Annotated in this window: 12 protein-coding genes; 6 read left to right on the top strand and 6 right to left on the bottom strand. The window is 73.4% G+C overall.

The window, feature by feature from the left end:
* Window positions 1-82 precede the first annotated feature (82 nt).
* Together ACWCHM_RS06465 and ACWCHM_RS06460 are read right to left on the bottom strand one after the other, a co-directional pair.
* Window positions 83-823, bottom strand: coding sequence for an HAD family hydrolase (locus ACWCHM_RS06465; protein ID WP_204959064.1), 741 nt, complete (start codon window positions 821-823; stop codon window positions 83-85).
* Between the two features lie 52 nt (window positions 824-875).
* Entirely contained in the window at window positions 876-3614 is a 2739-nt protein-coding gene (locus ACWCHM_RS06460) for an MGH1-like glycoside hydrolase domain-containing protein (protein WP_281895939.1), read from the bottom strand.
* Window positions 3615-3659: 45 nt separating this feature from the next.
* Here ACWCHM_RS06460 and ACWCHM_RS06455 point away from each other — a divergent pair, with 45 nt between their 5' ends.
* From ACWCHM_RS06455 to ACWCHM_RS06430, 6 genes are all read left to right on the top strand, one after another.
* Window positions 3660-5600 carry an amylo-alpha-1,6-glucosidase gene (locus ACWCHM_RS06455; RefSeq protein WP_454221735.1) on the top strand — a complete coding sequence of 647 codons (1941 nt, stop codon included), beginning with the start codon at window positions 3660-3662 and terminating at the stop codon, window positions 5598-5600.
* Between the two features lie 142 nt (window positions 5601-5742).
* Window positions 5743-7074, top strand: coding sequence for a glycosyltransferase family 4 protein (locus ACWCHM_RS06450; protein ID WP_454221734.1), 1332 nt, complete (start codon window positions 5743-5745; stop codon window positions 7072-7074).
* A 139-nt stretch (window positions 7075-7213) separates the two neighbouring features.
* Complete coding sequence (locus tag ACWCHM_RS06445) at window positions 7214-9277, top strand: protein kinase domain-containing protein (RefSeq protein WP_454223033.1); 2064 nt, start codon at window positions 7214-7216, stop codon at window positions 9275-9277.
* Window positions 9278-9449: 172 nt separating this feature from the next.
* Entirely contained in the window at window positions 9450-11003 is a 1554-nt protein-coding gene (locus ACWCHM_RS06440) for a serine/threonine-protein kinase (RefSeq protein ID WP_421490381.1), read from the top strand.
* Window positions 11004-11105: 102 nt separating this feature from the next.
* Window positions 11106-11915, top strand: coding sequence for a metal-dependent hydrolase (locus ACWCHM_RS06435; RefSeq protein ID WP_454221733.1), 810 nt, complete (start codon window positions 11106-11108; stop codon window positions 11913-11915).
* A 77-nt stretch (window positions 11916-11992) separates the two neighbouring features.
* Window positions 11993-12643 (top strand): hypothetical protein, encoded by a 651-nt coding sequence (locus tag ACWCHM_RS06430; protein ID WP_204959070.1) that lies wholly within the window; start codon window positions 11993-11995, stop codon window positions 12641-12643.
* Between the two features lie 151 nt (window positions 12644-12794).
* On the opposite strand, the gene ACWCHM_RS06425 is transcribed toward ACWCHM_RS06430, so the two are convergent.
* The 4 genes from ACWCHM_RS06425 to ACWCHM_RS06410 all read right to left on the bottom strand — a co-directional run bounded on the left by ACWCHM_RS06425 (window position 12795) and on the right by ACWCHM_RS06410 (window position 17408).
* Entirely contained in the window at window positions 12795-13388 is a 594-nt protein-coding gene (locus ACWCHM_RS06425) for a nucleotidyltransferase family protein (protein ID WP_204959610.1), read from the bottom strand.
* Between the two features lie 408 nt (window positions 13389-13796).
* A complete protein-coding gene (locus ACWCHM_RS06420) occupies window positions 13797-15491 on the bottom strand; it encodes a bifunctional 3'-5' exonuclease/DNA polymerase (protein WP_454221732.1) in 1695 nt (564 codons plus the stop codon).
* Between the two features lie 86 nt (window positions 15492-15577).
* Window positions 15578-16498, bottom strand: coding sequence for a carbohydrate ABC transporter permease (locus tag ACWCHM_RS06415; protein WP_204959072.1), 921 nt, complete (start codon window positions 16496-16498; stop codon window positions 15578-15580).
* A 1-nt stretch (window position 16499) separates the two neighbouring features.
* Complete coding sequence (locus tag ACWCHM_RS06410; RefSeq protein ID WP_204959073.1) at window positions 16500-17408, bottom strand: carbohydrate ABC transporter permease; 909 nt, start codon at window positions 17406-17408, stop codon at window positions 16500-16502.
* Window positions 17409-17421 lie beyond the last annotated feature (13 nt).

The raw sequence follows: 17421 nt of genomic DNA, 5'->3' as shown, positions 1-17421 counted from the left end.
GGGGTCGCTGAGGTGATTGCCGCCGGGGCGCAATTGCGGCATTCCGACGTGACACGGCCAGCCGGCCGGACGCTGTTGGCTCTCAGAAGTGGGCGAGCAGATCGGGGAAGGCGGCCAGCCGCATCACCCCGGTGTCGGCCGGGTCGAGGTCGTCGTCCTCCAGCACCCAGGTGTTCTCGTTGGGGATGAAGACCGCCCGCATCCCCGCCGCCCGCGCCGGCAGGATGTCCGACTTCGGGGAGTTGCCGATCATCCAGGCGTCGGCCGGGGCGAAGCCGTGCTCCCGGGCCAGCCACCGGTAGGTGCCGGTGTTCTTCTCGGCCACGATGTGCGCCGCGCCGAAGTGGTGCAGCAGGCCGCAGGCGTCCAGCTTGCGCTGCTGCTCCTCCCGGTCCCCCTTGGTCAGCAGCAGCAGGTCGTAGCGGGCGGCCAGGGCGTCGAGGGTGTCGGCGACCCCGGGCATCAGCTCGACCTCATGGTTGACCAGCGCGGTGGCCAGCCGGTCGATGTCCGCGCGTTCCCGGTCGGTGGCCGGGCGCTCCCGCAGCCGCTCCAGGCACTCGCCGAGGCTGCGCAGGAACACCTTGCTGCCGTAGCCGTGGGCCACCGCGTTGGCCCGCTCGATGTCGTCGAGCACGGTACGGATCTGGGCCCGGTCGAGGGTGGGGTGGTCGACCCAGTCCAGGAAGTCGTCGATCACCCGCTCGAACAGGATGTTGTTCTCCCACAGTGTGTCGTCCGCGTCGAAGATCAGCGTCGTCGCGCGCCCACCGGCGACCGTGCCGGCCCCGTCCGACGTCGCCCCGGTCACATCCGCACCCATCCCGGCTCCTCCCCGATCCGTCGGCCGCCCGGCCGGGCGGCCGACGGACACGCTAGCGGCCCGGCCCGCCCGGCACATCCGGGTTGTCCCGGCGCAGGGTCAGGATCAGGTCGGCCACCAGCGCCGTCCACCCGGTCTGGTGCCAGGCCCCGAGGCCCGCACCGTTGTCGCCGTGGAAGTACTCGGGGAACGCGATCAGGTCCCGCCAGTCGGGATGGGTCTGGAAGAGCTGACACGCACCGTAGATCGGCCGGCGGCCCCAGCCGTCCCGGGTGAACAGGGAGATCAACCGGACGGAGAGGTCGTCGGCGATCTCGTCCAGGGTGCACTTGCGCCCCGACCGGGTCGGGTACTCCACCTGGAGATCGTCGCCGAAGAACGCCGCGTAGTCGCGCAACGCGCTGATCAGCAGGAAGTTCGTCGGCATCCAGATCGGGCCGCGCCAGTTGGAGTTGCCGCCGAACAACCCGCTCGTCGACTCGGCCGGCTCGTAGCCGACGCAGAACTCCTGCCCGCCCAGGTCGACCGCGAACGGCTTGTCCAGGTGCGCCCGGCTCAGCGTACGCAGGCCGTAGTCGGAGAGGAACTCGTCGGGGTCGAGCATCCGGGCCAGCAGCCGGACCACCTGCTCCGGGCCGACCATGGACAGCAGCCGTTGCTGGCGGCCGTCCGGGCCGAGCCGACGGGACCCGATCACGTCGGCGTACTCGGGGCGTTGGGTGAGGAACCAGCGCAGCCGGGCGCCCAACTCGGGCAGGCGGTGCAGGGTACGGGCGCTCAGCCGGGTGGTGGCCGCCAGCGGCAGCAGCCCCACCACCGAGCGCACCTTCAACGGCACCTGGCTGCCGTCGGCGAGGCGCAGCACGTCGTAGAAGAACGCGTCCTCGGCGTCCCACAGCCCCTGCGAGTAGCCGGCGGCGGCGATGTAGGCGAAGTGCTCGAAGAACTTCGTCGCGGTGTCCACGTACGCCCGGTCGTGCTCGGCCAGCACGATCGCCATGTCCAGCAGGTTGAGGGCGTACATCGCCATCCAGCCGGTGCCGTCGGACTGCTCCAGCACCCCGGCCACCGGCAGCGCCGCCGAGCGGTCGAACGGGCCGACGTTGTCCAGCCCGAGGAAACCGCCCTCGAACAGGTTGTTGCCGCCGGTGTCCTTGCGGTTGACCCACCAGGTGAAGTTGAGCAGCAGCTTGTGCATCACCCGGGCGAGGAACTCGTGGTCGCGCCCGCCGTCGATCTCGAACACCTTGAGCGCCGCCCAGGCGTGCACCGGCGGGTTCACGTCACCGAACGCCCACTCGTACGCCGGGATCTGGCCGTTGGGGTGCAGGTACCACTCGCGGAGCAGGAGCAGCACCTGGGCCTTGGCGAAGCCCGGGTCGACCCGGGCGATCGTGACGCAGTGGAAGGCCAGGTCCCAGGCGGCGTACCAGGGGTACTCCCACGGGTCCGGCATGGAGATCACGTCGAAGCTGGTCATGTGCCACCAGGCGCTGTTGCGCCCGTGCCGGCGGCCGGCCGGCGGCGTCGAGCCCGGATCGCCCTCCAGCCACCGCTTGACGTCGAAGTGGTAGAACTGCTTGCCCCACATCAGCCCGGCGATCGCCTGCCGGGCGACCAGTGCCTCGTCGGCGCTGGCCGCGGCCGGGATCACCCCGGCGAAGAAGCGGTTCGCCTCGGCCCGCCGGGCCCACACCACCGCGTCGAAGCCGGCACCCAGCTCCGCCGGGGGCGGCGCGGCGGACCCGGGCGGCGGCGCGGTGCGGGTCAGCCGCAGCCGGATCTGCCGCTGCCCGCCGGCCGGCACCTCGAGCACGTAGTGCAGGGCGCCCTTGGTCCCCTCCCGGTCCGGGTTGACGGTGGCCGCGCCGGCCACCACGTGGTCGTTGATCCCGTCCTTCGGGTACGGCGAGCGGCCGGCCAGCCCCCACAGCCGCTCGGCGTTGGTGTCGTTGTCGCACAGCAGCGGGGTCGGCTCACCGTCGCCCTCCAGCAGGAGCTGCCCCAGCACCCAGTGCTCGCCGACCAGCCGACTGCCCTCGCCGGCCAACCGGGGCACCCGGTCCGCGCCGGGCGGACCCCAGGCCCAGGTGTTGCGGAACCACAGCGTGGGCAGCACGTGCAGGGTGGCCGCCTCGTCGCCCCGGTTGGCGACGGTGACCAGCATGCACAGGTCGGTCGGGGACGCCTTGGCGTAGTCGACGGTGACCGCCCAGTACCTGTCGTCGTCGAAGATGCCGGTGTCGACCAGCTCGTACTCGGTCTCGTCCCGGCCACGCAGGGCGTTCACGGCGACCAGTTCGTCGTACGGGAAGGCGGCCTGCGGGTAGTGGTAGCGCCAGCGCATCCACGAGTGGGTCGGGGTGCTGTCGAGGTACCACCAGTACTCTTTCGCGTCCTCGCCGTGGTTGCCGCCGTCGCCGCCGAGGCCGAACATCCGCTCCTTGAGGATCGGGTCGACGCCGTTCCACAGCGCCAGCGCGAAGCAGAACGTCTGCCGGTCGTCGCAGACGCCCGCCATGCCGTCCTCGTTCCACCGGTAGGCTCTGGACCGCGCGTGGTCGTGGGGGAAGTAGTCCCACGCCGTACCGTGCTCGCTGTAGTCCTCCCGTACCGTCCCCCACGCCCGCTCGGACAGATAGGGACCCCATGCGCGCCAGTCCTGCTCCCCGGCGTCGGCCTGGGCGAGCCGGAGCCGCTCGGCGTCGGGGGACGGGGTGTCGGAGGGCGATCTGTCGGTGAACACCTGCACATTTTCGACGCCGCCGGGGTACTTGACCACAGCGGTCATTGTCGTCGTGGCGTGTTACACCTCGCCGCCACAGGAGGAAAGAAGTTGATCGAGTTCGGTTTCGGGCCGGGGGTCTGCGGTGAACTGGCCGACGGGGCGACCCGGGAATGGCTGGTCACCGACGGTCTCGGCGGATACGCCATGGGCACGGTGAGCGGGCTGCGGACCCGCCGCTACCACGGTCTGCTGGTGGTCGCCGGGGAAACTCCGGCCGCCCGCCGGGTGGGACTGGTCAGCCTGGACCCGGCGGTGGTCCTGCCGTCCGGGGCCCGGGTCCGGCTCGGCGCGCACGAGTGGAACTCCGGGGTGGTCGACCCGCGCGGCTTCGAGTACCTGGAACGTTTCGACCTGGTCGACGGGCTGCCCCGGTGGCGGTGGCGGATCGGCGACGTGGTGATCGAACGGGAGCTGGCCATGACGTACGGCCGCTCCGCCGTGGCGGTGGTGCACCGGCTGGTGGCCGGCGGCCCGGTCCGGCTGGACCTCTCGGCCGCCTGCACCTGGCGCGACGCGCACGGCGAGCGGCGGGCCGACGGCCCGACGCCCCGGGTGGAGCCGGCCGACGGCGGCGCGGTGGTCGAGGGCGCTTACCGCCTCGCCGGCCCGGACTGGACGCCCGAGGGGCAGTGGTGGCTGGGCGTGCACCACCGTGAGGAGGCCGCCCGGGGGCTGCACCCCGACGAGGACCTGTGGTGCGCCGGACGGTTCTCCGGCGCGCTGGACCGGCCCGGGGACACCGTGTCGGTGCTGGCCTGGGCCGGTGACCTGGCCGAGGAGCCGCCCCCGGCGACGCAGGTGGTGGCGGCGGTCCGGCAGCGGAACCGGGCGGTCGCGGCGGCGGCGAAACCGGCCGACGCGGTGGACGCCACCCTGGCGCTGGCCGCCGACGCCTTCGTGGTACGCACCGCCGCCGGGCCGGACGTGGTCGCCGGTTACCCGTGGTTCGGCGCCTGGTCGCGGGACACGATGACCTCCTACGAGGGGTTGTTCCTGTGCACCGGGCGGGCCGACGAGGGGCGGGAGCTGCTGCGGTCGTACGCGGCGACGCTGTCGGAGGGGATGCTGGCGAACACCGCCGACACCGGTCGGGTGGAGTACAACACGGTCGACGCGACGCTGTGGTTCCTGCACGCGGTGGGCCGGCACGTCACCGTCACCGGCGACACCGACCTGGGCGACGAACTGCTGCCGGCGCTGCACGGGGTGGTGCGGGCGCACCTGGCCGGCACCCGGTACGGCATCGCCGTCGACCCGGACGACGGGCTGATCACCCAGGGCGGCACCCCGGGCACAGCGCTGACCTGGATGGACGCCCGGGTGTACGGGGTGCCGGTGACCCCCCGGGTCGGCAAGCCGGTCGAGGTGAACGCGTTGTGGATCAACGGGTTGGCCGGGTTGGCGGAGCTGACCGAGCTGGCCGGGCAGGACCCGGACGAGCTGTGGCGGCTGCACGACCGGGCCCGGGAGGCGTTCGGCAAGCGGTTCCCCACCCCGGCGGGCTGGCTGCACGACGTGGTGGACGCGCCCGCACCGGCGTACCCGCTGGGTGGGGCGGCGCACCACGACGACGACCTGCTGCGCCCCAACCAGCTGCTCGCCTGGTCGCTGCCGTACGCGCCGTTGGAGCCGGACCCGGTGGCGCTGCGTCGGGTGGCGGCCGGGCTGTTCACCCCGTTGGGGCCGCGCAGCCTCGCCGCCGACGCGCCGGAGTTCGCACCCCGGCACCGGGGCGGGCCGGCCGAGCGGGACGGCGCCTACCACCAGGGGACGGTCTGGCCGTGGCTGGTCGGGCCGTTCGTCGAGGCGTACCGCAAGGCCGGGCTGCCCACCGACGACCTGCTGGTCGGTCTGGTCGGACATCTGGGGGAGTTCGGCCTGGGCTCGGTGAGCGAGACGGCGGACGCCACCGCCCCGCACGCCGCCACCGGATGCCCGTTCCAGGCGTGGTCGGTGGCCGAACTGCTCCGCGTCCGACGGGCCCGATAGGCACCCGTTACACACCGGCAACGGTGGCGTCTCCGCTGGTTATCCGGCCGTCGGCAGGATTGGCCCCGAACCCGGGCCAGCGCAGGACACCCTCATGGTGTCCTACCGGCGCGCGCCCAGGACACCACCCGAAGGGGGCCGCATGTCACCAGACGCCGACGTGATCGACATCCACCCCGCCCGGCACCAGCGGGTGCTCATGCTGTCCTGGGAGTACCCGCCGGTGCTGGTCGGCGGCCTCGGCCGGCACGTGCACGCGCTGGCCACCGCCCTGGCCGCCGCCGGGCACGAGGTCACCGTGGTCACCCGGCACGCCGAGGGGGCGCCCCTGGAGGAGTACGCCGACGGCGTACGCGTCCTGCGCGCCCCCGAGGATCCGGTGACCTTCCCCTTGGCCACCGGGTCGCTGCTGGCCTGGACGATGGCGTTCAACCACACCCTGACCCGGACCGCCCTGCGGGCCACCGACTCCGCCGGCTACGACGTGATCCACGCCCATGACTGGCTGGTCGGGCACACCGCCGTCACCCTGGCCGAGCACCTCGACCTGCCGCTGGTCACCACCATCCACGCCACCGAGGCCGGCCGGCACCAGGGCTGGCTGCCCGGGGAACTCAACCGCACCATCCACGGCGTCGAGCACTGGATCAGCAACGCCTCGACCCGGGTGATCGCCTGCTCCGGCTACATGCGTGCCCAGGTCAGCCAGCTGTTCGACGTACCGGCCGGGCGGGTCGACGTGGTGCCCAACGGGGTCGACGACCGGGCCTTCCGGGCCCGGCCCCGGGCGGTCGCCTCGGCCCGCGCCCGGTTCGCCGGGGACGGCCCGCTGGTCGGCTACGCCGGTCGGCTGGTCTACGAGAAGGGCGTCCAGCACCTCGTCGACGCCGTGCCCCACCTGCGCGACCGGCACCCGGGGCTGCGGGTGGTGATCGCCGGAGACGGCCCGTACAAGGACGAACTGGTCGACCAGGTACGCCGGCTGCACGTCGACGACAGCGTCCGGTTCACCGGCTTCCTCGACGCCGGGCAACTCCCGGCGATGCTCGCCGCCACCGACGCGACGGTCGTACCGAGCCTCTACGAGCCGTTCGGCATGATCGCCCTGGAGGCGGCGGCGGCCGGTGCCCCGCTGGCGGTGGCGAGCACCGGCGGGCTGGCCGAGATCGTCGAGTCCGGGGTCACCGGGGTCACCTTCCCGCACAGCGACCCGGGTGCGCTGGCCGGCGCGGTCGACCGGCTCGTCGGCGACGAGGTCTTCGCCCGTCGGGTGGCGCGGCGGGCCCGCACCATGGTCGGCGAGCGGTACGGCTGGGCGGCCATCGCCGCGCGTACCGCGGGCAGCTACGCCACCGCCCGCCGCGACCACGGCGGTTTCCAGGCCCGGCGGGCGGCGGGTCTGCTGGCCGGCGGCCGGCAACGGATCACCATCCCCGAGGGCAACCTGCTGCAATGGGACGGCGCGGCCTGCTGACCGGATCGAGACCAGACAACCGATAGGTCCGTCCCGATCCATTGGCTACGGTGTACCTCGGCCGATGGTGAGGAGAACGGTGCAGCAGGTAGTGATCGCCGGCCGGTACCGCCTGTTGAACTTGGTGGGCCGGGGTGGCATGGGCCGGGTCTGGCTGGCCCGCGACGAGGTGTTGCACCGCGAGGTGGCGGTCAAGGAGGTGGTGCCCCCCGCCTGGCTGGCCGACGACGAACGCGACGAGGTGCGGCTGCGGACCCTGCGCGAGGCCCGCACGGCGGCCCGGCTCAACCACCCCAACGTGGTCCGGGTCTACGACGTGGTGCAGGTCGAGGAACGACCGTGGATCGTGATGGAGTATGTCCTGTCCCGGTCGTTGCAGACGGTGCTGGACACCACCGGCCCGGTCGACCCGGCCCGCGCCGCCGAGATCGGGCTGGCGCTGTTGTCCGCGTTGCGCGCCGCGCACTCCGCCGGGGTGCTGCACCGGGACGTGAAGCCGCAGAACGTCCTGGTCGCCGACGACGGTCGGGTGATGCTCACCGACTTCGGGCTGGCCACCTTCGACGGCGGTGACGGGCTGATGACCCGTCCCGGCATGGTGCTCGGTTCCCCGCAGTTCGTCGCCCCCGAGCGTGCCGCCGACGGGGTGTCCAGCGTGGAGGCCGACCTGTGGTCGCTCGGCGCCACCCTGCACGCCGCCGTCGAGGGCCGCTCCCCGTACGCCCGCAGCACCGCGATGGCCACCCTGGCCGCCCTGGCCACCTCCCCACCGGACCCGGCCCCGCACGCCGGGGCGCTGCGCCCCGTGCTGGACGGGCTGCTGGTACGCGACCCCCGGCAGCGCATCCGCCACGACGAGGCCGCCCGCCGCCTGGAGGAGGTGGCCCGGGTGGCGCCCCGGCCCGAGCCGCCCACTGTGGTGCTCCAGGTCCCCCGTCCGATGGGGGTGGCCCGGCCGACGCCGCCACCGGTCACCGACGAGCCGGTGGCACCGCGTACCCGCGCGGACCTCGACGCCGAGCGGGACTGGGGACCACCCGGTCGCCGGATCACCGCCGACGCGCCCGAACGGCCCGTCTCCCCCGCGGCTGGCGGTGCCGCCGGCCTCGACCCGACCGGCCACCCACCGGCGGCGGGGGCGTCCCCGTCCGGCGGGGCCGGCCGGGAGCCGGCCGAGGTGACGTCGGGAGGGCCCGGCCGGACCGTCGTCGGGTCGGGTGACCCGGCCGGCTACCCGCCGGGGCCGGGCGACACCGACGGACGCGACGGCACGGCGGCCGGCGACCCGACCGGTTCCGGGCCGGGAACGGCCGGACCGCAGGTGCCCGGCCCCGGGCCGGGCGCAGGCACGCCTGGCGGACGCGGGCCGGGCCGGGCCGGCACGGGCGCGGGGTCACGGCGGGCGACCGGCACGGGCGGACCGGCCGGGATGCTCGCCCGGCTGCCCCGCAGCGCCCGGGGCTGGATCCTGGCCGGGGTGACCCTCGCGGTGGGGGCGACGGCCGGCATCGGCACCACCGTCGCGATCAACGACGAGGAGCACCGGGCCGCACCACGGCACACCGACGGGCCGGCCAGCAGCAGCACCCCCTCGACCCGCCCGTACGCCCCGCCGGCCGGTGGTCCGGGCCGGCCGGGTCCGCCACCCGGCGCCCAGGACCTCGCCCCGCCTCCGCTGCCGTGCCTGCGTCCCGACCCGGTCGGCACGAAGGTCACCGGCCGACCGGCGACCGTGGACGACGGTTTCCGTCCCCCGTCCGGCTGGACCTGGTACGACGGCACCGGCTACCGGCTCGCCGTGCCGATCGGCTGGCTGCGTACCCAGGACGGGCAGGTGACCTGCTTCCGGGACCCGGGCAGCCGACGGACGCTGAGCGTGGAACCGCTGACCGGTGGCGGCGGCGGGGCGCTGGACCGGCTCCAGGCCGAGGAACGCACCCAGCTCGGCTTCGGTGCCCTGCCCGGGTACGACAAGATCAAGCTGGCGGCGTTCGACGGCGACGGCGCCCAGTGGGAGTGCCGCTGGGACACCCCGTTCGGCGGCCGGGAGCACGGAATCCGGCTGATCCCCGGTCGGGACCTGTCCGGATACATGCTGAGCTGGTCGTCGGCGGACGAGGACTGGGACGACGCGGCCGACGAGTTGGCGGTGGTCCAGGAGAGCTTCCGGGGCCGGTCGACGGAGCTGACCTCGCCCACCTGACCCGCCCCGCCCCTCGGCCCAGGGCCGGCCCGCCCCGGGCCGCGTCCGCCGCTGCGGAACACCCAGGTAACCGTGGATATCCTGGTGGCGGGGGCAGCGAGGGGGACACGTCGTGCACGAGCAGCGGGTGGCCGGGCGGTACCGGCTGCTCGCTCTGGTCGGCACCGGCGGGATGGGCCGGGTCTGGTTGGCCCGCGACGAGATGCTGCACCGGGACGTCGCGGTCAAGGAGGTCGTCCCGCCGCACTGGCTCGCCGCGCACGAACGCGAGGAGCTACGGCTGCGCACGTTGCGCGAGGCCCGCACCGCGGCCCGGCTGAACCACCCCAACGTGGTACGGATCTACGACGTGGTGCACGACGGGGACAACCCCTGGATCGTGATGGAGTACGTCCCCTCCCGCTCGCTGCAACAGATACTCACCGAGGAGGGGCCGCTGGACCCGCACCGGGTCGCCCGGATCGGGTTGGCGGTGCTGGCCGCCCTGCGCGCCGCACACGCCGCAGGGGTGCTGCACCGCGACGTCAAACCACACAACGTCCTGGTCGCCGACGACGGGCGGGTGGTCCTCACCGACTTCGGACTGGCCACCTTCGACGGCGGTGACGGGGCGATGACCGGCCCGGGGATGGTGCTCGGCTCACCGCAGTTCGTCGCCCCCGAACGCGCCCGCGACGGGGTTTCCAACCCGCGTACCGACCTGTGGTCGCTGGGGGCCACCCTCTACGCGGCGGTGGAGGGGCATTCGCCGTACGCCCGGGGCAGCGCGATGGCGACGCTGAGCGCGCTGGCCATCGAGCCGCCCGACCCGGCGCGGCGGGCCGGGGCGCTGCGCCCGGTGCTGGAGGGACTGTTGCGGCGCGAACCGGAACGACGGCTCACCGCCGCCGAGACGCAGACCCGGCTGAGCGCCGCGCTCGCGGCGACGCCGGCCGCGCCGCAGGCGTCCATGCCGGCCGCGCCGCAGGTGGCCACCCCCGCCGCGCCGCGGGCGGCCGTACCGGCCGGTGGGCGGGCCGGCGGGGAGGCTTCGCCGCTGCCGGTCGGTGGGTCGCGGTGGCGGTGGCGGCGGATCGTCCTGGTCGCGGTGGCCGTCGTGGGCACGCTGGTCGCCGGGGTCGGGACGACGGTCGCGCTGCGGGACGGCACCGGCCCGTCGACGCCTGGCGGTGGCGTCGGCACCGCGGCGGCCCGGCCGGCGGCCTTCCCGTGCGCCGCGCCCGCGCCGGCCGACGCCGCCCCGGTCCGGTCCGCGCCACCGCCGCCTGGTGAACGGTTCGGCCTGGTGGCGGGTTGGACCTGGTACGCCGACCCGGACGGCTTCCGGATCGCCGCGCCGGCCGGCTGGCTGCGCTACACCGACGGACCGGTGACCTGCCTGCGTGAACCCGGTGGCCCCCGGGTGCTCAGCATCGCCCCCGGCGTCGCCCCGGCCGACCCGGTCGCCCACTGGCGGGCCGAGGAACGCCGGCTCACCGACGACGGTCGACTCACCGGCTACCGGCGGGTGGACATCTCCGCGCTGGACATGTATCGGGGCGGCGCGCTGTGGGAGTGCGAGTGGACCGGCCCGACAGGTGCCCGGCTGCACACCGCCCGGCTGCTGGTCCGGGTCGCCCCGCAGCGGGCCTACACCGTCTCATGGTTGACAGAGCAGTTCGACTGGCAGGTCAACGCGACATACTTCCTGATGATCCGGCAGAGTTTCCGCCCTGCCGCCGCCTGACACCCTCCCCTGTGGACCGACCAGGTTGTTGCCCTGTGGGCGGCGGTTCTGACACAGTGGCGTAGCGTTGTCGATCAAGAAAACGGGGAGGGGCGAGGCGACATGATGGGACCGTCCCACGCGCTGTCGGGCGCGGCGGTGTGGCTGACCGGGTCGTGGGCGCTGGACCAGCTCGCCGACTACCACCAGTCGCCGTTGGCCCTGGCCGTCGGCACCGCCGTCTGCGCCGGTGGGGCGCTCTTTCCCGACCTCGACCTCTCCGGCAAGGTCACCCGTAACCAGGGCGGCGCGACGGTGGCCCGTACCTTCGGGGTGTTCTCGCTGTTCGTCGCCGAGGTGATGGAGAAGATCTCGCTCGGCGTCTACTACGCCACCAAGCTCAGCCGCGACCCGCGCCGCAACAACGGTCACCGCACCCTGACCCACACCATCCCGTTCACCGTGCTGGTCGGTTGGGGCACCACCGCGCTGTGCACCGCGTACGGCAAGTGGGCGGTGGTCAGCATCCTGTTCTTCATGATCGGGCTGGCGCTGCGCGGGCTCTTCGACGAGTGGGCCGAGCGGGCCGGCTGGGTGATCGTCACCCTCGTCTCGGCCGCCGCCGCCTGGTTCACCTTCGCCAACCTGCCAGGTGACCGCGGCTATCCGATGATCGGGCTGGCCGTCGGGGTGGGCTGTTTCGTGCACATCCTCGGCGACATGATCACCAAGGCCGGGGTCCCGATCCTCTGGCCGATCCCGATCAAGCGCCGGATGTGGACGATGATCGGGCTACCCAACAGCATCGCGTTGCGTACCGGCAGCAAGGCCGAGGTGGTGGTGCTGCGGACCGCGCTGACGGTGCTCTCCGTGCTCGCAGCCGTCGGCCTGGTCGCCCCCTCGGTGCTGCAACGGTTCAACATCGAGGTCTGACCGACCGGCGTTCCACCCCTGGGACCAGCCGAACGTGGGACGGTCCGGGCGTCCTCCGCACGCCTACGATGCGTAGCATGTCCGCCGGCCCCGGGAACCGCCCCCTCGCCGGCTCCGGTCGCGGACGGCTCCTCGCCGGCCTGCTGACGCTGCTGTCGTCGGCCCTCTTCGCGGGCGTGCTCTGGGACGCCGGATACGCCCGGCTCTATCCGGCGGCACGCTTCCTGCACCGGCCGCTGCCCCTGCTCGGGCTCGCCATGCTGGCCGCGCTGACACTGGTGCTCGCCGGCTGGCTGGCCGCCAGGCAACCGCCCGCCAGGACCGTGCTGCGGTCGGTCACGCTCGGCTGCGCGGTACTGCTCGGCGTGGGCACCGGCGCCTGGGGCATGTACCGCACCGGTTTCGCCTCGACCGTCGAACGGGACTCCACGCTGGCCGTCTCCCCCGACGGCCGGTACGCGGTGGTCCGGCTGGACACCCGCGACTGGAAGGACCTGCCGCACACCGAACTACGGGTACGTACCCGGGCCGGGCTGCTCAGCCACGACGCCGACCGGGAACTGGTCACCTGCCGCTACGAGCGCCCCCGGGGGCGGATCGATGCCGAGTTCGTCGGGGAACGGACGGTCCGGGTCGCGCTGGTCGACCGGCCGGCGGTCACCGTCGCGTTCGACGGACGGCTGCGCCCCCGGCACACCGTCGACATCTGCCGCCCACCCGACGGCTGACCGCCGGCGGCGCGCTGGTTCACCGGCTGATCCGACGTCGCCGCCGGCTCGACGCCACCGCCCGGCCCGGCCGATCCGATGCCGCCGGCAGAACGGCCGATCCGACGCCGCCGGCGGCGCGCCTGATCCGACGTCGCCGGCCGGGTGGCGCTCAGACGCCGACCCGCTGGGGTGGCACGGTGAGGCCGTAGAGCGCCATCAGTTCCGGAGTGTCCACCCGGTTGCCGTCGGCCACCGAGTCGCAGGCGATGTCGACGATCTGGTCCTTGTGCGCCAGCAGGTACGGTCGGGCACCGATGTCGGCACCGGCCAGGGTCGCGATGCCGGCCCAGTGCCGTCGGCCGAACAGCATCGGGTACCCGCGCAGCCCGTCGTAGGTGGCGCAGGCCAACACGTCCGGGTACGGCAGCGCGGCCACCCGTCGGACCGCCTCCGGGGTGAGACCGGGCATGTCGACGGGTACCACCACCACCGCCTCGACCCGTTCGTCGGCCAACGCGGCCAGGCCGGCCCGGATGGACGAGCCGACCCCGGCCCCCGACGCCCGGTTGACCACCACCGTGGCGGGACTCAGGTCGGCCGCCGCCCGAACCTCGTCGGCCGCCGCCCCCAGCACGACCACCAGCTGCTCACAGCCGGCCGCCACCATCGTGTCGATCATGCAGCTGACCAGCAGCCGGTCCCCCTGGCGCAGCAACGCCTCGGGGCTGCCGAGCCGACGCCCCCCACCCGCCGCGATGATCATTCCTGCGATACGCACACCGGGTGCAACGAGCCCCCGCGGGATCAGTGTCGGCACGAAACGGATATTTCACGCGTATACCCTGAACCACCCCTCCCCACCCCTGCTCCCGACCCGCCGCCACCCGCCCGCCCTGGTGATCAAGAGCTTTACGCCATCCCACCCCCGCCAGCTGACCTTTTCCTCTTGATCACCGCCTCGCCACCCCGCCGGCCTCGGTGATCAAGAGCTTTACGTCACCCCCACCCCGCTGGCTGACCTTTTCCTCTTGATCACTGCCCGGCCCAGCCCACCCCGCCGAACTCGGCGATCACGAGGTTTGCGTCAGCGCGGGCGGCGAATCTGACGCGAATCTCTTGATCACCGGGGGCTGACGCAACGGGGCCGGCCGAGGGGGCTGGGGCCGCACAGTCAGGCTTGGGCGTAGGTGGTGACGGTGGAGAGGTCAAGGGGGAAGCGTACGGGGGTGGGGCCGAACAGCAGGGCCGAGGCGCGCTGCCCGGCGCGACGGACCGCCTCGGCCACCGGGTCGGCCAGCTCGGCCGGACAGTGCACGATCACCTCGTCGTGCTGGAAGAAGACCAGCTCCCCACCGACCCCGGCCAGCTCTGCCCGCAGCGAGGCGAGCAGCGTCGAGGCCCACTCGGCGGCGGTGGCCTGGATGACGAAGTTACGGGTGAACCGACCCCGGGAGCGGGCTGCCCGCGCCCGGGGCGAGCGCGGGTCCGCCCCGGCGTCCGGGTCCACCGGGGCGTCGTCGGCGTCACCGGAGCCGACCGTGCCCGGCGGGCAGGTCCGGCCCAGCCAGGACCGGACCAGGCCACCGGACTCCCCGGTACGCGCCGCCGCCTCCAGGTAACCGAAGGCGGTCGGATAGCTGCGTTTGAGCACGGCCAGCGCCGGCAGCGCCCCACCCCCGGTCTGCCCGTACATCGCGCCGAGCAGGGCGAGCTTGGCGCGGGCCCGGTCCCCGCCGAAGGAGTCCTGGGCCAGCGCCGCGTAGAGGTCCCCGGCCGCTCCGGCGGAGGCCAGCCGGGCATCACCGGAGACCGCGGCGAGCACCCGGGGCTCCAACTGACCGGCGTCGGCCACCACCAGTCGCCAGCCCGGATCGGCCACCACCGCCCGCCTGATCACCTTGGGGATCTGCAACGCGCCGCCGCCCCGGGTGGCCCACCGGCCGGAGACCACCCCGGCGGGGACGTACTCCGGGCGGAACCGGCCGTCGCGGACCCACGCGTCCCGCCAGGCCCAGCCGTGCGCCGTCCAGATCCGGTACAGCTCCTTGTATTCGAGCACCAACGGGACGGCCGGATGGTCGACGCCGCGCAACACCCAGGCCCGGGTGTTGGGCAGCTGCACACCGACCCGGGCGAAGGCGCGTAGCAGCTCCGCCGAGGAGTCGACGTGCACCTGCCGGACGCCGAACGCCTCGGCGACCCGGGCGGCCAGCTCGGCCAGCCGCCGCGGCGGCCCACCCACCGGGGACGCCTCACCCAGCAGCTCGGCGAGGATCTCGTCGTGCACGTCGGCACGCCAGGGCAGCCCGACGGCAGCCATCTCCACCGCGATCAGCGCGCCTGCCGACTCGGCGGCCACCAGCAGCCGGAACCGGCCGGGAAGGGCGGTGGCGGCGACCCGGGCGAGCTGGTCGGCGTACACCCGGGTCAGGGCGTCGATGCCGGGGGCCGGCGGGCCGGTGACGGCCTCGAAGAGCGCGGCCTGCCCGTGCCCCGGCGGCGCGGCCGGCCGGGGCGGCGGGTCGGGTGGGACGGCGGCCCCGGTGAGCCGGGCGTACGCGGCGGCCAGCGAGCGGGGCTCACCCCACCGGCCGGCGTGGCCCAGCAGCAGCCCCTCGGTCAGCTCGATGTCGTGGCAGCGCTCGACCCGCACCCCGGCGCGCAGCAGGGTCGGGTAGAGCGTCGCACCGGACGCCCAGACCCAGCGGGGGTGCTCGGCCGCCTCGCGGGCGGCCACGGCGGCGGGCAGGTCGTCGACCGGCTCGACGGGACCGGCCGGGTGACCGGCGGCGTCCAACGGCTGGAGGGCGCCACCGCCCCGCTCCCCCGCCGCCACCGCCAGCACCGCCACGGCCCGATTCTGCACCGCCCCTGTGACACCCCGGCCCGGGTCACCCGCTCCGGGTCAGCGGTCGGGATGGCGGGGTGAGGCGGCCCCGCCATCCCGACCGGTCACTTGACCGCGCCGGAGGTCAGGCCGGACTGGATCTGCCGCTGGAAGATCGCGTACACGATGATCATCGGCAGGATGGCGATGGTCAGCGCGGCGAACAGGCCGGACCAGTCGGCCTCGTAGCCGGCGTTGACCGAGATGTCGGCGATGCCCTGGGTGAGCACCCACTTGTCCTTGGCGTTGGAGAGCAGCACCAGGGGCAACTGGTACTGCGCCCATTGCCCGATGATGTTGAAGATCGCCACGCTGATCAGGCCCGGCTTGGCCATCGGCAGCATCACCTGGAAGAACAGCCGGGTGTGCGAACAGCCGTCGATCATGCCGGCCTCGGCCACCGAGTTCGGCAGCGTCCGGAAGAACGCGGCCAGGAAGAAGATGGTGAACGGCAGCGAGTAGGCGATGTAGACCAGGATCACCCCGGTGTGGGTGTCCAGCAGCCCCAGGTTGCGGACCACGAAGAACAGCGGCACCAGCGCCAGGAAGACCGGGAAGGCCAACCCGGAGACGAACAGGTAGTAGATCGCCCGGTTGCCCCGGAACTTGTACCGGGCCAGCACGTACGCGGCCATCGAACCGAACAGCATGGTGCCGAAGGTGCTGCACGACACCACGAAGACGCTGTTGAGGAAGTAGCGGCCGACGTGCGCCTTGGTCCAGGCCCGGCCGAAGTTCTCCCAGCGCAGCTCCGCCGGCAGCGTCCACGGGCTGCTGAAGATCTCGCCGGTGTTCTTGAACGCGGCCAGGAACGTCCAGAGGATCGGCACGATGACGATCACCGCCCAGACGGCGAGCGCCAGCTGACCGAGCCCGCTGAACAGTCGTACCTCGTGGTGTTCGCCCCGGCCCCTACGGGTGCGGGCGGCGGGCCGGCCGGGCGGGGTGTCCGCCGCGGCCGGCGGCAGCGTCGTCTGTGCGGCCATCTCAGTACTCCACGCTTTCCCGCTTGGTCAACCGCAGCGTCAGCGCCGCGAACGTGAGGGTGAGGAAGAACAGCGCCACACCCATCGCCGAGGCGTAGCCGTACTTCGAGTAGACGAAGGCGTTGCGGTAGATCTCCACCGCCAGCACCGTCGTCGCGCCGTCCGGGCCGCCGCTGTCCACCGAGAGCACCGCGACGATGGCGAACGCGTCGAACGCGGCGATGCCGAGGTAGACCCAGGCCACCTGGAGGGTGTCCCAGAGCAGCGGCAGGGTGACCCGGAAGAACAGCATCACCTTGCTCGCCCCGTCCATCTCGGCCGCCTCGTAGATCTCCCCCGGAATGGAGGCCATCCCGGCCGAGAAGAGCACCACGTAGAAGCCGACGGCCTGCCAGACCAGCACCGCGATGATCGACCACAGGGCCAGGTTCGGCCGGACCAGGAACAGCACCGGGTCCAGCCCGAGCTTCATCAGCACGCCGTTGATCAGGCCGGACTCGTTGGGCCGGTAGACCATCTGGAACAGCACCGCGATGATGGCCACCGCCAGGACCTGGGGGAAGAAGAACACCACCCGGTAGAACTTCGACCCCCGGACCCCCTGCCGCTGGCCGCCCACGCTGCGCCCACCCACGTTGAGCAGGAAGGCGAAGAACAACGCGATGGCGATCGTGATCAGCGGCAGGGCAAGCAGCAGTACGCCGTGGTGCTGGACCGCCTGCCAGAAGCGCCCGTCGTCGAGCAGCCGCCGGTAGTTGTCGAAGCCCACCCACTGCGGGGCGGACAGCCCCCGCCAGTTGGTCATCGAGATCTGGAACGCCTGCGCGTACGGTGCGATGACGAAGACCACGTACAGCGTGACCGGGGCGAACAGGAACCCGATCACGAACGGATACTTGCCGTGCCGCATGATCCCGCTTCTC

The sequence above is a fragment of the Micromonospora sp. SCSIO 07396 genome (genome assembly GCF_053667945.1).
The sequence above is the reverse complement of the archived record's forward strand: the minus strand, read 5'-3'. Positions and strand labels throughout refer to the sequence as shown.